15 protein-coding genes are annotated in these 16,503 nt (G+C 61.3%); 7 read left to right on the top strand and 8 right to left on the bottom strand.

The window, feature by feature from the left end; translation table 11 throughout:
- Nucleotides 1-8 precede the first annotated feature (8 nt).
- Nucleotides 9-602 carry an AAA family ATPase gene (locus FHX14_RS09005; RefSeq protein WP_184376915.1) on the top strand — a complete coding sequence of 198 codons (594 nt, stop codon included), beginning with the start codon at nucleotides 9-11 and terminating at the stop codon, nucleotides 600-602.
- A gap of 9 nt (nucleotides 603-611) precedes the next feature.
- Complete coding sequence (locus FHX14_RS09000; protein ID WP_184376914.1) at nucleotides 612-1,064, top strand: type II toxin-antitoxin system RatA family toxin; 453 nt, start codon at nucleotides 612-614, stop codon at nucleotides 1,062-1,064.
- 21 nt (nucleotides 1,065-1,085) lie between these two features.
- Here the strand turns inward: FHX14_RS09000 and FHX14_RS08995 are convergent, their stop codons facing one another.
- Both FHX14_RS08995 and FHX14_RS08990 read right to left on the bottom strand, forming a co-directional pair.
- A complete protein-coding gene (locus FHX14_RS08995) occupies nucleotides 1,086-1,586 on the bottom strand; it encodes a CinA family protein (protein ID WP_184376913.1) in 501 nt (166 codons plus the stop codon).
- Nucleotides 1,583-2,803 carry a bifunctional 2-C-methyl-D-erythritol 4-phosphate cytidylyltransferase/2-C-methyl-D-erythritol 2,4-cyclodiphosphate synthase gene (locus FHX14_RS08990; protein ID WP_184376912.1) on the bottom strand — a complete coding sequence of 407 codons (1,221 nt, stop codon included), beginning with the start codon at nucleotides 2,801-2,803 and terminating at the stop codon, nucleotides 1,583-1,585. Before FHX14_RS08990 ends, FHX14_RS08995 begins: the two co-directional genes overlap by 4 nt.
- 145 nt (nucleotides 2,804-2,948) lie before the next feature.
- Between FHX14_RS08990 and dusB the strand changes: the two genes are divergently transcribed.
- The 4 genes from dusB (at nucleotide 2,949) to FHX14_RS08970 (ending at nucleotide 8,071) form a co-directional block, all read left to right on the top strand.
- On the top strand, nucleotides 2,949-3,965 hold the full coding sequence (dusB, locus tag FHX14_RS08985) for a tRNA dihydrouridine synthase DusB (protein WP_184376911.1): 1,017 nt from the start codon (nucleotides 2,949-2,951) through the stop codon (nucleotides 3,963-3,965).
- Nucleotides 3,962-5,116, top strand: coding sequence for a nitrogen regulation protein NR(II) (locus FHX14_RS08980; RefSeq protein WP_184376910.1), 1,155 nt, complete (start codon nucleotides 3,962-3,964; stop codon nucleotides 5,114-5,116). Before dusB ends, FHX14_RS08980 begins: the two co-directional genes overlap by 4 nt.
- The gene (gene ntrC, locus FHX14_RS08975) at nucleotides 5,113-6,564 is read left to right on the top strand and encodes a nitrogen regulation protein NR(I) (protein ID WP_003586635.1); all 1,452 of its coding nucleotides are present in this window, start codon (nucleotides 5,113-5,115) and stop codon (nucleotides 6,562-6,564) included. Before FHX14_RS08980 ends, ntrC begins: the two co-directional genes overlap by 4 nt.
- 517 nt (nucleotides 6,565-7,081) lie before the next feature.
- Nucleotides 7,082-8,071 carry an aldo/keto reductase gene (locus FHX14_RS08970; protein WP_184376909.1) on the top strand — a complete coding sequence of 330 codons (990 nt, stop codon included), beginning with the start codon at nucleotides 7,082-7,084 and terminating at the stop codon, nucleotides 8,069-8,071.
- Nucleotides 8,072-8,149: 78 nt separating this feature from the next.
- On the opposite strand, the gene FHX14_RS08965 is transcribed toward FHX14_RS08970, so the two are convergent.
- From FHX14_RS08965 to FHX14_RS08940, 6 genes are all read right to left on the bottom strand, one after another.
- The gene (locus FHX14_RS08965) at nucleotides 8,150-9,472 is read right to left on the bottom strand and encodes a D-serine ammonia-lyase (protein ID WP_184376908.1); all 1,323 of its coding nucleotides are present in this window, start codon (nucleotides 9,470-9,472) and stop codon (nucleotides 8,150-8,152) included.
- Nucleotides 9,473-9,513: 41 nt separating this feature from the next.
- Nucleotides 9,514-10,272, bottom strand: a complete 759-nt coding sequence (locus tag FHX14_RS08960) for an amino acid ABC transporter ATP-binding protein (RefSeq protein ID WP_210300988.1) — start codon at nucleotides 10,270-10,272, stop codon at nucleotides 9,514-9,516.
- Between the two features lie 25 nt (nucleotides 10,273-10,297).
- Nucleotides 10,298-11,425 carry an amino acid ABC transporter permease gene (locus FHX14_RS08955; protein ID WP_184376907.1) on the bottom strand — a complete coding sequence of 376 codons (1,128 nt, stop codon included), beginning with the start codon at nucleotides 11,423-11,425 and terminating at the stop codon, nucleotides 10,298-10,300.
- On the bottom strand, nucleotides 11,422-12,603 hold the full coding sequence (locus tag FHX14_RS08950) for an ABC transporter permease subunit (RefSeq protein WP_246713369.1): 1,182 nt from the start codon (nucleotides 12,601-12,603) through the stop codon (nucleotides 11,422-11,424). The genes FHX14_RS08955 and FHX14_RS08950 overlap by 4 nt, the downstream gene beginning before the upstream one ends.
- 92 nt (nucleotides 12,604-12,695) lie before the next feature.
- Nucleotides 12,696-13,730 carry a transporter substrate-binding domain-containing protein gene (locus tag FHX14_RS08945; protein ID WP_184376906.1) on the bottom strand — a complete coding sequence of 345 codons (1,035 nt, stop codon included), beginning with the start codon at nucleotides 13,728-13,730 and terminating at the stop codon, nucleotides 12,696-12,698.
- A 400-nt stretch (nucleotides 13,731-14,130) separates the two neighbouring features.
- A complete protein-coding gene (locus FHX14_RS08940; protein ID WP_184376905.1) occupies nucleotides 14,131-15,027 on the bottom strand; it encodes a LysR substrate-binding domain-containing protein in 897 nt (298 codons plus the stop codon).
- Between the two features lie 123 nt (nucleotides 15,028-15,150).
- Between FHX14_RS08940 and glyA the strand changes: the two genes are divergently transcribed.
- Nucleotides 15,151-16,428, top strand: coding sequence for a serine hydroxymethyltransferase (gene glyA, locus FHX14_RS08935; protein ID WP_184376904.1), 1,278 nt, complete (start codon nucleotides 15,151-15,153; stop codon nucleotides 16,426-16,428).
- Nucleotides 16,429-16,503 lie beyond the last annotated feature (75 nt).

Genomic DNA, 16,503 nt, shown 5'->3' with positions numbered 1-16,503 from the left:
ATGACCCGATGGACCACAGAGCAGAGTTGCTACCGCATCAGCAGATCACCGACCTTAAGCAGGCGGCGGAGCGCATCCGAAGAGCCGGACGCATCCTCGTGGTGGGCTGCTCCGGTGGCGGAAAATCCACTCTTTCGTTGAAGATTGCTAGACGCTTCGGGCTTTCCTATATCTCGCTCGACCGCGACGTATTTTGGCTTCCCGGCTGGGTGACGCGAGACAGGGCGGAGCAACGGCGTATCATCGCCAGCCGAATCCTCGAGGAACGCTGGATCATGGACGGCACCAATCCATCCTCGTTGGACATTCGCATGCCGCGGACCGATTTTGTCCTCTGGGTCCGTATGCCCCGACTTCTCTGTATCTGGGGCGCAATCAGCCGATGGGCGAAATGGATCGGTCGCAACCGCCCGGAAATGGCACCGGGCTGTCCCGAGAAGATCGATTTGGAATTCCTGCGCTTCATCTGGACATTCGAGGAGAAATTCGTACCGCGCATCACTGCCGGCATTGCTGAACATGGTCCTGATGTGCCCGTGTTCCAGCTAAAATCCCGCCGTCAGATGCGCGCGCTTCTTGATCTTCTTGCCGCAGCCGCTTAATTGCCGCCTATGCCGCAATTCGAAACCCATCGTCCCGTCCCGCACACGCCCGATCAGATGTTCGACCTCGTTGCCGACGTCGAGCGCTATCCGGAATTCCTGCCGCTCTGCGAAGCGCTCGCCATCAGGAGCCGCAAGGAGCGCGATGGCAAGGTCCTGCTCGTCGCCGACATGACGGTGGGATACAAGGCGATCCGCGAGACCTTCACGACGCAGGTGCTGCTGAACCGGGCCGAGCACGTCATCGAGGTCAAATATATCGACGGCCCGTTCCGATATCTCGACAATCGCTGGCATTTCGCCGAGACGCCGACCGGCGGCTGCACCGTCGATTTCTTCATCGACTACGAGTTCAAGAGCCGCATTCTCGGGGCATTGATGGGCTCGATGTTCGACCGCGCCTTCCGCATGTTCACCGAAGCCTTCGAGACCAGGGCAAGCAGGATCTACGCGCCGGCCTGATGCGGCGATTGCCGGCGTCCGTCAGCCGGCCAGCAGCGAGCGCACCATCTCCAGCGCCGTCCGGACCGTTGCCAGCCGAACCTCGCTGCGGCCGATATCGCCGTAAAACATCTTTTGGTGAATGAGCATGCCGCTGCGTGACTTGGCGGCGAGATGCACGAGGCCGACCGGTTTTCCCGCCGACCCGCCGCCGGGGCCGGCAATGCCGGTGACGGCGACGGCGATATCGGCGCGCGAGCGGAAGAGGGCGCCATGCACCATCTGCCGCGCCGTTTCCTCGGAGACCGCCCCGAAGCGCAACAGCGTTGCCTCCTGCACGCCAAGCAGCTCGATCTTTGCCCTATTCGTATAGGTAACGAAGCCGCGGTCGACGACGGCCGATGAGCCGGATATCTCGGTCAGCGCGCCCGATATCAGTCCGCCCGTGCAGGATTCGGCGGTCGAGATCATCAGCTCTGCGGCCGTGAAGTCACGGATGATCGTCTGCGCCGCCGAAAGGATATCCTCGGGAAAAAGGCTCATCGTTTCCCCCCGCGATAGACGACGGTCGCCGTGGCGATTGCCGCGATGCCTTCGCGCCGGCCGACGAAGCCGATGGTCTCGTTGGTCGTCGCCTTGACCGAGCAGCGCTCGATATCGATGCCGAGATACTCCGACAGCCTCGCCCGCATGCTCTCGCGATGCGGCCCGACCTTCGGCGCCTCGGCAATGAGCGAGACATCGGCATTCATGATCGTGCCGCCGTGCTCGCGCACGATCCGGGCGGCATGCTCGATGAAGATGCGCGACGCCGCCCCCTTCCATTGCGGGTCGGACGGCGGGAAATGATCGCCGATATCGCCGGCGCCGCAGGTGGCAAGCAGCGCGTCCGTCAGCGCGTGCAGCGCGACGTCGGCATCCGAATGACCTTTGAGCTTCTGGTCGTGCGGAATGAACACGCCGCAAAGTGTGACGCCGTCGCCCGCTTCAAGCTGATGCACGTCGTAACCGTTGCCGGTGCGCACGTCCGGAAGCTGCGAGGCCGATAGCTTGTCGTCCGCCATGGCGATATCCTTCTTCACCGTCAGCTTGACGTTATCGGCCGTCCCCGCGACGATCGTCACCGGAATGCCCATCCATTCGGCGATCGAAGCGTCGTCGGTGAAATCGCTTCGCCCGCTTGCCGCCGCCTTCTCATGCGCATCGAGGATCGTTTCGAAGGCGAAGGATTGCGGCGTCTGCGCCGCATAGAGATGCTCGCGCGAAACCGTCGCCAGCACGGTGCCGGCGCTGTCGGCGCGTTTCAGCGTGTCGGTGACCGGGATTGCCGGCAGCACCGCCTGCGCGCCATTGTCGAGGCTTTCGGCAATGCGGTCGAGAAGCACATGGTCGAAGAACGGCCGTACGGCGTCGTGGATCAGCACATGTGTGATTTGTTTGTTCTTGAGATGCCTGAGGCCGGCAAGCACGGATTGCTGCCGGGTCGGCCCGCCATACACCGTTTCGATCGGCGTTGCCGAGATGATATGGCGCAATGCTCTTGCAAACAGTGCCTCGTCTTCGGGATGAATGACGACGACGATCTCAGTTGCCGGCTCCCATGTCATGAAGTTTTCAAGCGTATGCACGATAACCGGCTTGCCGCCGATCATGCGATACTGCTTGGGGCCTTCCTTGGAGGAGCCTGCACGTTCACCGCGGCCGGCGGCGACGATGACAATTCCAGCCGATATCGGTTGCTTGGAAGGCATTTGCAGCATAAATCCCCTAAAATATGCGGAATTGACCCGAGTGCTCTAACGTCTTGCTTTGGCCTTTTCCAGCATCTGCCCGAAAAATATCGATTTCGATCACAGCCCCCTTGGCAAGGCGGGGAACAATGGCTAAAAATCATGCACTTCCACAGTGTGCCCGAAAGATAATCATTTGATTTCCAAGGACCTCGCAGCGCCTTTCCGAATAGGACCCGTATCGGTGCGGAACCGTGTTGTGCTGGCGCCAATGTCCGGCGTCACGGACATGCCTTTCCGCGAGCTCGCCTGGCGCTTCGGCGCCGGCCTCGTCGTCACCGAAATGGTGGCGAGCCGCGAACTGGTCAACGACACGGCCGAATCCTGGTCGCGGCTGAGAGCAGCGGGCTTCCGGCCGCACATGGTGCAGCTTGCCGGCCGGGAGGCCCACTGGATGGCGGAAGCGGCGAAGATCGCTGCCGATCACGGCGCCGATATGATCGACATTAATATGGGTTGCCCGGCAAAGAAGGTGATCGGCGGTTATTCCGGCTCGGCGCTGATGCGCGATCCCGATCACGCGCTCGGGCTCATCGAGGCGACGGTCAAGGCCGTCGATATTCCCGTGACGCTGAAGATGCGCCTCGGCTGGGATGAGAACTCGATCAACGCGCCCGAGATCGCGCGCCGCGCCGAGGCGGCCGGCATTCAGCTCGTGACCATTCACGGGCGCACCCGCATGCAATTCTATGAAGGCCGCGCCGATTGGGACGCGATCCGTCCCGTCCGCGACGTCATCTCGATCCCGCTGATCGCCAATGGCGATGTCGAAAACCCCGCGGATGCGCAGGAAATCCTACGCCGCTCCGGCGCCGATGCCGTCATGATCGGCCGGGGCTGCCAGGGCAGGCCGTGGCATGCCGGTGTGCTCGCCGGTGGAGCGGAGCCGCGACGCGAAGACATTGCCGATATTGCCGTCGAACATTATCGGATGATGCTCGATTTCTACGGCGAGGCGGTGGCGATCCGCCACGCCCGCAAGCACCTCGGCTGGTATCTCGAGCGTTTCGCCGCTGATCTTGCCGGCGGCGACAAGGCTGCGATCATGACCTCGCGCGAGCCGCGTGAAGTGGCCGCGCGCCTTTACGAGGCTTTGGCATCGGGTGTTGTCGACAGCCGGGAGGCGGCATGACGAAGGATACGACTTCTCCGCCCGATCAGGCCGGCGGAACCGTCGCCATGGCCGTGCTCAACGCCATCCAGAACCCCGTCGTCATGGTCGACGAATCAGGCTTCGTCGTTTTCGCCAATTGGGAGGCGGAGGCCTTCTTCGGCGCCAGCGCTTCGCATCTGGCGCGTTACCGCATCTCGACCTTCATTCCCTTCGGCAGCCCGCTGCTCGCCCTGATCGAGCAGGTGCGCGAGCGCAAGGCGCCGGTCAACGAATATCGCGTCGACCTGAGTTCGCCGCGCCTCGGCCAGGACAAGCTCGTCGATCTCTACGTCGCCCCGGTGCTCAGCGAACCCGGCGCCGTCGTCATCGTCTTTCAGGAACGCTCGATGGCCGACAAGATCGACCGGCAGCTGACGCATCGCGCCGCCGCCCGTTCGGTGACCGGCCTCGCGTCGATGCTGGCGCATGAGATCAAGAACCCGCTCTCCGGCATCCGCGGCGCCGCCCAGCTGCTCGAACAATCCGCAGTCGACGACGACCGGGCGCTGACCCGGCTGATCTGCGACGAAACCGACCGGATCGTCTCGCTCGTCGACCGCATGGAAGTCTTTTCCGACGAACGTCCGGTCGACCGCATGCCGGTCAACATCCATTCCGTGCTCGATCATGTGAAGGCCGTCGCCAGGGCGGGTTTTGCCCGCAACATCCGCGTGACCGAGAGTTACGACCCGTCGCTGCCGGCCGTCTATGCCAATCGCGACCAGCTCGTGCAGGTCTTCCTCAATCTGGTGAAAAATGCTGCCGAAGCGGTCGGCGATCGGCCGGATGGCGAGATCCTGCTGACGACGGCCTATCGTCCCGGCATCCGTCTTTCGGTCGCCGGCACGCGCGAGAAAATCTCGCTGCCGCTCGAATTCTGCGTCCACGACAATGGCCCCGGCGTTCCCGCCGATCTGCTGCCCCATCTTTTCGATCCGTTCATCACCACCAAGACCAACGGCAGCGGCCTCGGCCTGGCGCTGGTCGCCAAGATCATCGGCGATCACGGCGGCATCATCGAATGCGACAGCCAGAACAGCCGCACGACATTCCGCGTCCTCATGCCGGCGTCGAAGGACGCCTCGCTCGAAGACGCCTCTTCCGCAAGCTCGACAGGACCTTCTCGATGACAGCTACGATCCTCGTTGCAGATGATGATGCGGCCATCCGCACCGTGCTCAACCAGGCTTTGAGCCGCGCCGGCTATGACGTTCGCATCACCTCCAACGCCGCTACCCTCTGGCGCTGGATTTCGGCGGGTGAGGGCGATCTGGTCGTGACCGACGTGGTGATGCCTGACGAAAACGCCTTCGATCTGCTGCCGCGCATCAAGAAGGCGCGTCCCGATCTGCCCGTCCTCGTCATGAGCGCGCAGAACACCTTCATGACCGCCATCAAGGCCTCGGAGAAGGGCGCCTACGATTATCTGCCGAAGCCCTTCGATCTCACCGAGCTGATCGGCATCATCGGCCGCGCGCTCGCCGAGCCGAAGCGCAAGCCGGCCAAGCTCGAAGAGGACATGCAGGATGGCATGCCGCTCGTCGGACGGTCGGCGGCGATGCAGGAAATCTACCGCGTGCTCGCCCGGCTGATGCAGACGGACCTGACGCTGATGATCACCGGCGAATCCGGCACCGGCAAGGAGCTCGTCGCCCGCGCGCTGCATGATTACGGCAAGCGCCGCAACGGCCCCTTCGTGGCGATCAACATGGCGGCGATCCCGCGCGACCTGATCGAATCGGAACTCTTCGGCCATGAGAAAGGCGCCTTCACCGGCGCGCAGACCCGCTCGACCGGCCGCTTCGAGCAGGCCGAAGGCGGCACGCTGTTCCTCGACGAGATCGGCGACATGCCGATGGACGCCCAGACCCGGCTCCTGCGCGTGCTGCAGCAGGGTGAATACACCACCGTCGGCGGCCGCACGCCGATCCGCACCGACGTGCGCATCGTCGCCGCCACCAACAAGGATTTGAAACAGGCGATCAACCAGGGCCTCTTCCGCGAGGACCTCTATTATCGTCTCAACGTCGTGCCACTGCGCCTGCCGCCGCTGCGCGACCGCGCCGAGGATATTCCCGATCTCGTGCGCCATTTCATCCAGCAGGCGGAGAAGGAAGGCCTCGGCTCCAAGCGCTTCGATCAGGAAGCGCTGGACCTGATGAAGGCCTATGCCTGGCCGGGCAATGTCCGCGAGTTGGAAAACCTCATCCGTCGCCTGATGGCGCTCTATCCGCAGGATATCATCACCCGCGAAATCATCGACGCGGAGCTTCGCTCCGACGTGCCCGACAGCCCGATCGACAAGGGTCCGATGCGCAGCGGCTCGATGACGATCGCCCAGGCCGTCGAGGAGAACATGCGCACCTATTTCTCGGGCTTCGGCGAAAACCTGCCGCCGCCCGGACTCTATGACCGCGTGCTGACGGAAATGGAATATCCGCTGATCCTCGCGGCACTCACGGCAACGCGCGGCAACCAGATCAAGGCAGCTGATCTTCTCGGCCTCAACCGCAACACCCTGCGCAAGAAGATCAGGGAACTGGGCGTCTCGGTTTACAGAAGCTCCCGCACCGCCTGAATGAAAAGTGGGCGGCGGGCCCTCATGTTGCCCACCGCCCACTTCCTCCCGGCGTCCGCCGCCACGGTCGGGAAGATAATTGAATCTAGCCGAGCCGGGTCGGGGTTTATATCCGGGCGGGCAAACAAAAGCGCAGTGTCATTCAACGGTCACAGAGCATTTGCGACGTGCGGTTTGCCGTCGGGCGAATGTCATTGAAGTTGCTGCGGTCGTAGCCGCCGCGCCTGTGGATAAGCTGTGGATAATAGGTGGATTATCAGGGGGTGATAACGTCGCTGATCCACTTGCATGTTGCCAATCCGTTCCGAATCTCGTCATCTCCCTCTGCTGCTGTCGACCTCCGCCGCAAACGTCGTCGACTGCATGCTACGGGCGCTCCGACTTATGTCGTCGAGCGCCCTTTTTCTTTGAGGAAAGTCCTCGCATATCGGCGCCTCTGCCATAAATTACGCGAGTCGGTCGTCGATCGATCGCGCAATGCCGGCGACCGGCCGGCACATTTTTCGGGAGCTGCATGATGGAATATCGTCGTTTGGGAAAGTCGGGTCTGCAGGTGAGCGAGTTCTCCTTCGGTTCATGGGTCACGTTCGGCAAGCAGGTCCATGGAGGCGACGCCGTCGACCTGATGAAGCTTGCCTATGACAACGGGGTAAACTTCTTCGACAATGCCGAAGGTTACGAAAGCGGCAAGTCCGAGGTCGTCATGGGCGAGGCGCTGAAGTCGCTTGGCTGGAGCCGCGACAGCTTCGTCGTCTCGAGCAAGGTCTTCTGGGGCGGCCAGAAGCCGACGCAGCGCGGCCTGTCGCGCAAGCACGTGACCGATGCCTGCCATGCCGCGCTGAAGAGACTTCAGGTCGATTATCTCGACCTCTATTTCTGCCATCGCCCGGATATCGACACGCCGATCGAGGAAACGGTCCGGGCGATGCACGATCTCGTCGCTCAGGGCAAGGTGCTTTACTGGGGAACATCGGAATGGTCCGCGCAGCAATTGACGGAAGCCTACGCTGTGGCCCGCGACCTCCGCATCACGCCGCCGACCATGGAGCAGCCGCAGTACAATATCTTCGAACGCCAGAAGGTCGAATCCGACTATCTCCCGCTTTACGACCTGATCGGCCTCGGCACCACGATCTGGTCGCCGCTCGCCTCGGGCGTCCTGACCGGCAAATACAATAACGGTGTGCCGGCTGACAGCCGGATGAACCTGCCGGGCTACGAATGGCTGAAGGAGAAATGGTCCAGCGATGCCGGCCGCGCCCAGCTCAAGCAAGTGGGCGAACTTGCAAAGCTCGCCGACGAGATCGGCCTGTCGATCACCCATCTCGCTTTGTTGTGGTGCCTCGCCAATCGCAACGTCTCCACCGTCATTCTCGGCGCCTCGCGCGCCAGCCAGTTGCAGGACAATCTCGCGGCCCTTTCGCACAGGCAGAAGATGACGCCTGAAGTCATGGGCCGGATCGACACGATCGTTGGAAACAAGCCGGAAGGCCCGCGTCGATTCTAACGCCCGTCGCGCAACCGAAGCGGAGACTGCAGGCGCGGAACGTTCTTGTTCCGTGCCTGTGGCATCATGCGGATGGAACTAAGCGACGGCTTCGGCCTGACGAAGGAAGTTCTGGAACTGCTCCTCCGGAACGAATGAGCCGCCCGTCGTCCAGAGGATGTGCGTCGCCCGCGACATCTTCTCCTCGATGCCCTGTTCTGCCTGGAAGCGCCGACCTTCCCCATGGTGCACGAGGAAGTGCGGGCCGAGCAAGGCGGCGGCGGCAGAGGGCTCCAGCTTTTGTCTTTGGGTGATCCATGCCATGCGAAGCAGCTTGAACAGATCGTCGTCGGCGGCCGTGTAGACGCCGGCGAGCATCTCGCGCATCACCTTGGCGACGAAGGCCGACATACGGGCGACGGCCATGCCATCGGCTTCGGTCTTGTTCGTCAGGCCGACGTCATAAACCGACACCAGCTCCTGCGAACCCGACATCATATGGACGAGGGCACAGGGCGACTGAACCGGCTCGACGAAGAACGCGTGCACATTGTCGCCGAAGATCGCTTTGGCACCGAAGGCAACACCGCCCGGCGCTCCACCGATGCCGCACGGAAGGTAAAGGAATAGGGGATTTTCCTCGTCGATCGTTATCCCACGCTCGTCGAGCTGCGCTGCCAGCTCCGACGCCGCTGCGCTATAACCGAGGAACAGGTGCTGCGATTGTTCGTCGTCGACGAAATAGATCGTCGGATCGGCGTCGGCTATGTCGCGGGCGTTTTCGACCGCACTCGTATAATCCGCTTCGTGCTGGATGACTTCCACTCCAAGCCGCCGGAGGCGCTCGACTTTCCAGGCCTTCGCGTCGGAAGACATGTGAACCGTGGCTTTGAAGCCCAGGGCCCGCGCGGCAATGCCGACGCTCAGGCCCAGATTGCCGGTGCTGCCCACCGCCACGGTATAGCCGGAGAATAACGAGCGGGCCTCCTCCGCTGCCAGCTTGCGGATATCTTCGCCATCGCCGAGCAGTCCGTTCTGACGGGCGAGATTCTCGGCAAACAGGAAAACCTCATAGACGCCGCCGCGAGCCTTGATCGAGCCGGCGACCGGCAGGTGGCTGTCAGCCTTGATAAAAACATTGCCGAACTCTCTCGTTCGATAGCCGAGCGCCTCGCGGAGTTCGTTGAGCTCCACCAGTTCGGAGCGGATCTCGCCGTCCGAATCCTTCAGTTCCGGAAAGCATTCGGCAAGAAGCGGCGCCAGGCCCTGCCAGTTCAGGCGCGCAATCTGTACGTCGTCCCGTGAAACCGGCAGGTCTGAAGTGTCGATCGCCCGTTTCCGATAGGAGGGATTGACCCAGAGGGTGGGGCGGCCCGCGAGAACATCGTCTCGAGCGGGTTCTGCGGGCAGTATTGTGTTCATGTGGATTTCCAGTGTTCGTGAGCCGGTCTGCGTTGTGGCGGTCAGTGTTTTAGGACGCGTGCGAGGAATGAGCGAGCGCGTTCGTTTTTCGGATTGTCGAAGAACTCGTCCGGCTTCCCGACCTCGATGATCGAACCTTGGTCGATGTACACGACGCGGTCGGCGACCTCTCTTGCGAACCCCATTTCGTGGGTCACGACCATCATCGTCATGCCTTCTGCGGCAAGCTCCCGCATGACATCAAGGACTTCGCCGACCATTTCCGGATCGAGCGCGCTCGTAGGCTCGTCAAACAACATCAGATGCGGCTCCATGGCGAGTGAGCGCGCAATGGCAACGCGTTGCTGCTGGCCGCCGGACAGTTGACCTGGATATTTGTGGGCGTGCGCCCTGAGACCGACGCGGTCGAGAAGCTTCATAGCGGTCGCTTCGGCGTCTTCCCGCGATTTTTTACGAACCCGCATCGGCGCGATGGTGATATTGTCCAGCACAGTCTTGTGCGGGAACAGACCGAACTGCTGGAATACCATGCCGACGCCCTTGCGGATCGTCACGAGTTCGCGTTCCCCGCCAAGCTTCCGGTCCGCCTCGACGGGCATTTTATAGCCGTCCACGAAGAGGCTGCCATTCTGGTACATTTCGAGGCCGTTGACGCACCGGATGAGGGTCGATTTTCCTGAACCGCTGGCCCCGAGTATGACCATGACTTCACCGCGTGTGACGGCGAGATCGATGTCCTTCAGCACATGGTGAGCGCCGTAGAACTTGTTCACGCTTTTCATTTCGACGATGGCGTTCATCGTGATGTCTCCGTGTTGCATCGGCTCACCGGGTGCTCGTTGCCATATGGTCTTCGAGCTTTCTGGCGGCATAGGTGATCAGCGAGCCGACCAGGAAATAGGTGATGAGCAGGAACGAGAGGACTTCGAAGGTCCGGTCGCCATATTGTGGGTTCGCCAGGATCATCTGCCCGGCGCGGAGAAAATCCGTCAGCCCGATGATGAAGACGAGTGGTGCGGAGTTGAAGATGTCGAGCACATTGCCGACCAGCGGAGCGACCACGACCCGGAGCGCCTGTGGCAGAACGATCGAGCGGTTGATGTCGAATTCGCTCATGCCGAGAGACCTGGCCGCCTCGGTCTGGGCGCGGGGAACCGCCTGAAGGCCGCTCCGAACGTATTCGGCGACGTAGGCGGAATAGAAGATCGTGAACCCGATCATGCCGCGCGCGACGTCGGCCAGTCCCCACTGAGGCGCAAGGACCGGCATGAGGATCCAGATCCAGTAGACGACGAGGATGAGCGGGACCGACCGCATGACCTCGATGTACCAGGTGCAGATGATCCGCAGACTTGAGAGCCGGCTCTGCCGTCCGAAGGCGAGCAGGATGCCGATCGGCAAAGACAGGACCGAAGTCACGAGCGTCAGCAGGATGCTGAGAAGAAGTCCGCCCCAGAGCCCCACGCCCGGAGGGGCCATGACCGCCACAACGATGATGAAACCCGTGAATGCCGCGGCAGGCATCACGCTCCTGGACAATGGCACGTAGGACGTCAGCACCCAGCCCAGCATGGTCGCAACGACGACGCCGAAGGCAGGCAGTGCATTGCCCAGATCGCCATGATCGACGATCGAAAGCAGCAACGCTGGGAGAACGAGCACGAGACCGTGGTGAGGCTTGAACGAAAACACGCAGCCGAGGCCGGCGCCGAGTATTGCTCCTATGATCGCCGAAGCCGTCCATGCGCGCCACGCCTGATCGGCTGGAAACACGCCGATCATCAATACCCGCAGGCTCGCTGCGATGATGTCCCACCTTGCCGTGGTGAGCGCCCAGTCAAAGATGGAATAGGCGAGCCAGAGAACGCTTGGGATGACCAGCAGCGACAGGACGGCGTCGAAAGGCTTTCCAAAGAGGTTGTGACGGGTCCACTTCATCGAGGTGGTGATCATCGCGACACTCCCATTGGGTTGAGACGGCGGTTCGCCCAGTACACGGCCGAACTGATGATCCAGCTGACGATCAGGTAGGACGCCATGACGATGATGATGCCTTCGAGGCTGTGGCCGGTCTGATTGGCGATCGTTCCATAGATGTTGAACAGGTCCGGGTATCCGACCGCGATCCCGAGCGCGGTATTCTTGGTCAGGCTGATATACTGGTTCCCGAAAGAGGGGAGAACGACGCGGAATACCTGAGGAAGGACGATGTCGTTGACGGTGTCGCGCCGGCTGAAGCCCAGCGACCCCGCTGCTTCCCACTGGGACTTGGGAAGAGCGTCGATCGCGCCGCGGACTATCTCTGCGATGAAGGAAGCGCTGTTCACGACGACGGCAAGCAGGAGAGCCGCCATCTCAGGGCTTATGCTGGTTCCGCCGCTGGCCTTGAACTTGTTGGCGACGGGAAAATCGACGGTCATTCCGCCGGTTGCGATCAATAGCCCGAAGCAGACCACCGCCGCAGCGATGCATATCCGCCGCATTCCACGGATGGGGTCGAACACTGCTCCTAGAACCGAGACCCATGTGGCGGTGACGAGGATGAGCGAAAGGGTGGATACGCCGCCGCTCCAGGACAAGGTGGGAACGTATATGCCTTGTTGGCTGACGATAAGACCGCCGTAAAGCTTCGCTGCGGACGCCATTGGAGGAAAGCGCAGTACGACCGCGAAGTACCAGAAGACGAGCTGTATGAGCAGTGGCGTGTTGCGTACGAATTCTACGATCCAGAAACACAGGTTTCTCACCACCCAGTTGGTCGAGAGACGGCCGACGCCGAGCAGCGTTCCGAGGATCGTGCTGAGGGCGATTGCGAGTAGCGCGACCTTCGCGGTGTTGAAGATACCTGTGACGAAGGCCGACGCGACCGACATTTCCGAAGAGAACTGGGAGAGGCCGGGGACGACGCCTGCACCGGATGTCAGCGTCCATCCTTCGCTGATGTCGAAGCCGGCGGTGTTGGCCAGGAACGAGAAGCTGAACCGTATGCCTTTCTCGGAAAGGCCCGCCTTGACCGCGTAGGCCAGGATGCCAAGCAGCACCACGACCAGACCGACGATGCCCAACTGGATCGCCTCGTGCCGGATGCGATTGCGCAGGCGCCGCGACTTCAGGCTATCGCTCTCGACCATGCCATGGATCGCACTCGTTTCGTGGATTGTCATGTTCAGGCTCCAAGTGCTTGGGGTCGAAACCTTTGCACGGTCCCGACCCCCGGCCAGCATCAGTTCCAGAGCGGCGAGTAGATGGCGCCACCCTGCATCCACAGGGCGTTCGGCGTGCCCTTGCGGTCGAGATACATCTTGGTCTTCGGCCCCAGGTTGCGATCGTAGGCCTCACCGTAGTTGCCGACAGCCTTGATTGCCTGAGCAATGAAGTCGTCGGAGAGGCCGAAGTCCTTGCCGTAGCTGCCGCCGTTGCTGCCGAGGAACTTCTGAACGAAGGGGTCTTCGCTCTTCAGCTTTTCGGCCAAATTAGCCTGGGTGATCCCGGATTCTTCGGCCTGGAAGAGGCCGTATTCGATCCAGCGGAGCGCGTTGCGCCACTTGGAGTCGTTGGCGACCACGAAGCCGCCGAACGGGGATTTGTCCAGCGTGTCCGGAAGGATCAGATAGTCGGCGGGCTTTGGTGCATTCCCTGCCCAGGCGGCAAGTGCTGATTTGTCGGTGCTCATCGCGTTGCAGCGACCCGAGTTGAGAGCGGAGAAAAGCTTCTCGAGATTTTCGTAGGTCAGAACCTTGGAATCCTTCCAGCCACGGGCCTTAAAGGCAGCAGCCAGAACAGTCTCGGTCGCCGATCCCTGCGTGGTGCAGATCGTTGCACCATCGAGATCTGCGAATTCCTTGATCCCGGCATCAGCTTTCACCATGAGGCCGGTGCCGTCGTAGAAGTTGATGGGGAGGAAATCGATGGCGATCGACGATTCACGCGCGGGTTTGATTGTGGTGTGGGCAAAGACCACGTCGACCTGACCCGTCAGGACGGCGTCAAAGCGGCTTTTGTCGGTCACCGTGATGAACTTGATTTTCGCAGCATCGCCAAGAACACTGGCTGCGACCGCCTTGCAGAAGTCGACGTCGAGCCCTTCCATCTGTCCGGTCGTGGTATTGAGATAGCCGAAGCCCGGAGCAGTGTTGTCGGTGCCGCAGTTAAGCACGCCGCGCTGCTTGACCGTGTCCAGAACGGAAGCGGAAGCATGGGCCGCTGTGAACGCCACGCCCGCGAAAACGCCGGCAGTCAGGATTTTCAGTAGTTTCATCGAAGTTCCCCTTTCGGACCGCATAGGATGGACGCCAAATCAATGAGCGATGGCTCGATCGAAGGTTCGGTCAGACGCTGGTGGCATTGTCGCCATTCTGAACGCGTCGTTCCCATATTGGCCAAGGTCTGGGCGCGATCCCGGCTCCCAGTCCCATCAATTGGCAGACCGAAAGTAGGGGTGGGGTCTCTTCAAATCTACTTAATTCTCCTGAGGTGATACATTAGTAAATCTGTTGTTTTCTACGGCATCCATACCATTGGAATGTCTGATGCCGTCGTTGGCCACGCAGGCAAAACAATACGATTGGGGCCACTCGCGTGGTCGAGGCGCGAAACGATGCGGTATCGGTGAAGCGGCATTTACCGACGAGGCGCTCGCGGAGCGCTGGCGCGCTCGATCAGGAGAGCGGCGGCTTCTCCGCCATTCGGTCCAGGAATGCCTGGAGAGCCGGACTGCGCTTTTCCTCTTTCCGGAAGGCGAGAAATATTTTCCGGCGGATTTCTGGAACGAGCCTGCAGACCCAGACGTCTTCGAGATCGTAGCTGGCGCGCAGGCCGGGCAGGATCGAGATGCCGTAATTCTGCCGGATCAGGGCGATGGTCACCTCGAACCCTTTGCACCTCGCCACGATGTTAGGCTTGAAACCGTCTTCCTGACAGGCCTCCACCAGCATCCTCGTATAGGTGTCGGAAGCGGTATCGATCGCCCAGCGTTCCTCCCGAAGCTCGTGCAGGCCAACGGTCGGCCGTTCCGAGAGCCTGTGATCCTTGGAGACCATGACGTTGAAGACGTCCTCCATCAGGAAGATCGTCTCGATATTGGGATCGAGCGCGCCGGTCGGCATGTTCAGGTCATCGATAATCGCGACATCCGTCTGCCAGCTCCGCAGCGCGGCAACGCTTTCGGCCGGCTCCATTTCTTCGAATTGAACGGTGAGGTGCGGGTGTCGTTCGGCTAAGTCATAGACGACCTTTGGAATGACGGCGGCGGCTACGGAAGGGAAAGCAGCCACCCGGAGCTCTCCGGAAACGACGCTTTTCAATTCGGCGATGTCTGCTTTCGCCGATTCGATTTCGATGAGAATTTTCTCCGCTCGCAGCACCAGCTGCTGGCCGGCAGGTGTCATCACCACGCCCCGGCCGCGTCGCTCGACGAGCCGAATACCGACCTCTTCTTCGAGAAGCGCAATTTGTTGCGACACCGCCGAAGGGGAAACGTGCAAGGCTTCTGCCACCGCGGCCATGGTCTTGCGGATGGATAGTTCGCGCACTGCCCGCAGACGTCCGATGTCCATAACAATCTCCTCAGTTCGGCGGAATCATTAGCGCGTCTGAACGTATAAGCAAATAATATTAACTTTTTCTGGTGTGTTGCTCGATCTAGGGTCCTCACAAATTTCGAGATTTGGAGAACTCAGATGACCAACGCTGCAAGGGTGCATTTCAACACCACCGTCGAAGAGGCTGATCCACTTGTCGCCGATGCTCTCGCCGCCGAGCGGGCCCGACAGCAGAACCAGATTGAACTCATCGCCTCGGAGAATATCGTCAGCCGCGCGGTTCTGGACGCCTTGGGGCACGAGATCACCAACAAGACGCTCGAAGGTTATCCGGGCAACCGTTTTCACGGTGGCGGACAGTTTGTCGACATTGCAGAGCAGGCCGCGATCGACCGGGCGAAGCAGCTCTTCAGCTGCGGTTATGCCAACGTCCAGCCGCACTCGGGGACACAGGCCAACCTTGCCGTCTTCTTCCTGCTTTTGAAGCCGGGCGAAAAGGTCCTTTCGCTGGACCTCGCGGCCGGCGGGCACCTGTCGCACGGCATGAAGGCGAACCTCTCGGGCCGCTGGTTCGACGCCGCCAATTACAGCGTCAATCCGCAGAACGAGGTCATCGACTTTGATGAGATGGAACGAATCGCGGAAGAGATCCGCCCGAAGCTGCTGATCACCGGTGGCTCCGCATATCCGCGCGAACTCGACTTCGAGCGCATGTCGGGGATCGCCAAGAGGGTCGGTGCCTACTTCCTGGTCGATATGGCCCACATCGCCGGCCTCGTTGCAGGCGGCGTTCATCCTTCGCCATTCCCGCATGCCGACATCGTGACCTGCACCACCACCAAGACGCTGCGCGGTCCGCGTGGCGGCCTGATCCTCACCAACAATGAGGAATGGTACAAGAAGCTGCAAGCCGCCGTGTTTCCCGGCGTCCAGGGGTCGCTGCACAGCAACGTCCTGGCTGCGAAGGCGATCTGCCTGGGCGAAGCTCTCCGCGACGATTTCAAGGCCTACGCTCGCCATGTCGTGGCTAATGCGAAGGTCCTTGCGCAAACGCTTGCGGATCGTGGCGTTCGCATCGTTTCGGGCGGCACCGACACCCACATCGTTCTGCTCGATCTGTCGAGCAAGGGACTGATTGGAAAGCAGGCCGAGACGCTGCTCGCCAAGGCGAACATCACCTCCAACAAGAACCCGATCCCCGGCGACAGTCCCCGTCCTCCGGAGTGGGTCGGCATGCGGCTCGGTTCGTCCGCAGCGACGACACGCGGCCTGAAGGAAGAGGAATTCCGGGTTCTCGGCCACGTCATCGCGGATCTTATCGACGCCGAAACGAAGGGCGAGGCGGACGAGATCGTCGGCGCGGCCAAAGCGAAGATCGCGGAACTGACCGAGAAGTTCCCGGTCTACGGTCACTGAGAATGCGGAAATGCCGTGCCGACATTTCGAAGGCGCGGCACGGCTGCTGGTCGAGCTTGGATGCAATGGAGCACC

Origin of the sequence: Rhizobium sp. BK619 (genome assembly GCF_014195245.1) — a bacterium.
Classification (GTDB): domain Bacteria; phylum Pseudomonadota; class Alphaproteobacteria; order Rhizobiales; family Rhizobiaceae; genus Rhizobium; species Rhizobium acidisoli.
The sequence above is the reverse complement of the archived record's forward strand: the minus strand, read 5'-3'. Positions and strand labels throughout refer to the sequence as shown.

Excerpts from the sequence above, each read along its gene's own strand:
- FHX14_RS08995 (WP_184376913.1), bottom strand. The coding sequence starts at position 1,586 with ATGAGCCTTTTTCCCGAGGATATCCTTTCGGCGGCGCAGACGATCATC.
- FHX14_RS08980 (WP_184376910.1), top strand. The coding sequence starts at position 3,962 with ATGACGAAGGATACGACTTCTCCGCCCGATCAGGCCGGCGGAACCGTC.
- FHX14_RS08960 (WP_210300988.1), bottom strand. The coding sequence starts at position 10,272 with ATGAACGCCATCGTCGAAATGAAAAGCGTGAACAAGTTCTACGGCGCT.
- FHX14_RS08965 (WP_184376908.1), bottom strand. The coding sequence starts at position 9,472 with ATGAACACAATACTGCCCGCAGAACCCGCTCGAGACGATGTTCTCGCG.
- FHX14_RS08950 (WP_246713369.1), bottom strand. The coding sequence starts at position 12,603 with ATGGTCGAGAGCGATAGCCTGAAGTCGCGGCGCCTGCGCAATCGCATC.
- FHX14_RS09000 (WP_184376914.1), top strand. The coding sequence starts at position 612 with ATGCCGCAATTCGAAACCCATCGTCCCGTCCCGCACACGCCCGATCAG.
- glyA (WP_184376904.1), top strand. The coding sequence starts at position 15,151 with ATGACCAACGCTGCAAGGGTGCATTTCAACACCACCGTCGAAGAGGCT.
- FHX14_RS08990 (WP_184376912.1), bottom strand. The coding sequence starts at position 2,803 with ATGCTGCAAATGCCTTCCAAGCAACCGATATCGGCTGGAATTGTCATC.
- FHX14_RS09005 (WP_184376915.1), top strand. The coding sequence starts at position 9 with ATGGACCACAGAGCAGAGTTGCTACCGCATCAGCAGATCACCGACCTT.
- FHX14_RS08970 (WP_184376909.1), top strand. The coding sequence starts at position 7,082 with ATGGAATATCGTCGTTTGGGAAAGTCGGGTCTGCAGGTGAGCGAGTTC.
- FHX14_RS08955 (WP_184376907.1), bottom strand. The coding sequence starts at position 11,425 with ATGATCACCACCTCGATGAAGTGGACCCGTCACAACCTCTTTGGAAAG.
- FHX14_RS08945 (WP_184376906.1), bottom strand. The coding sequence starts at position 13,730 with ATGAAACTACTGAAAATCCTGACTGCCGGCGTTTTCGCGGGCGTGGCG.
- FHX14_RS08940 (WP_184376905.1), bottom strand. The coding sequence starts at position 15,027 with ATGGACATCGGACGTCTGCGGGCAGTGCGCGAACTATCCATCCGCAAG.
- ntrC (WP_003586635.1), top strand. The coding sequence starts at position 5,113 with ATGACAGCTACGATCCTCGTTGCAGATGATGATGCGGCCATCCGCACC.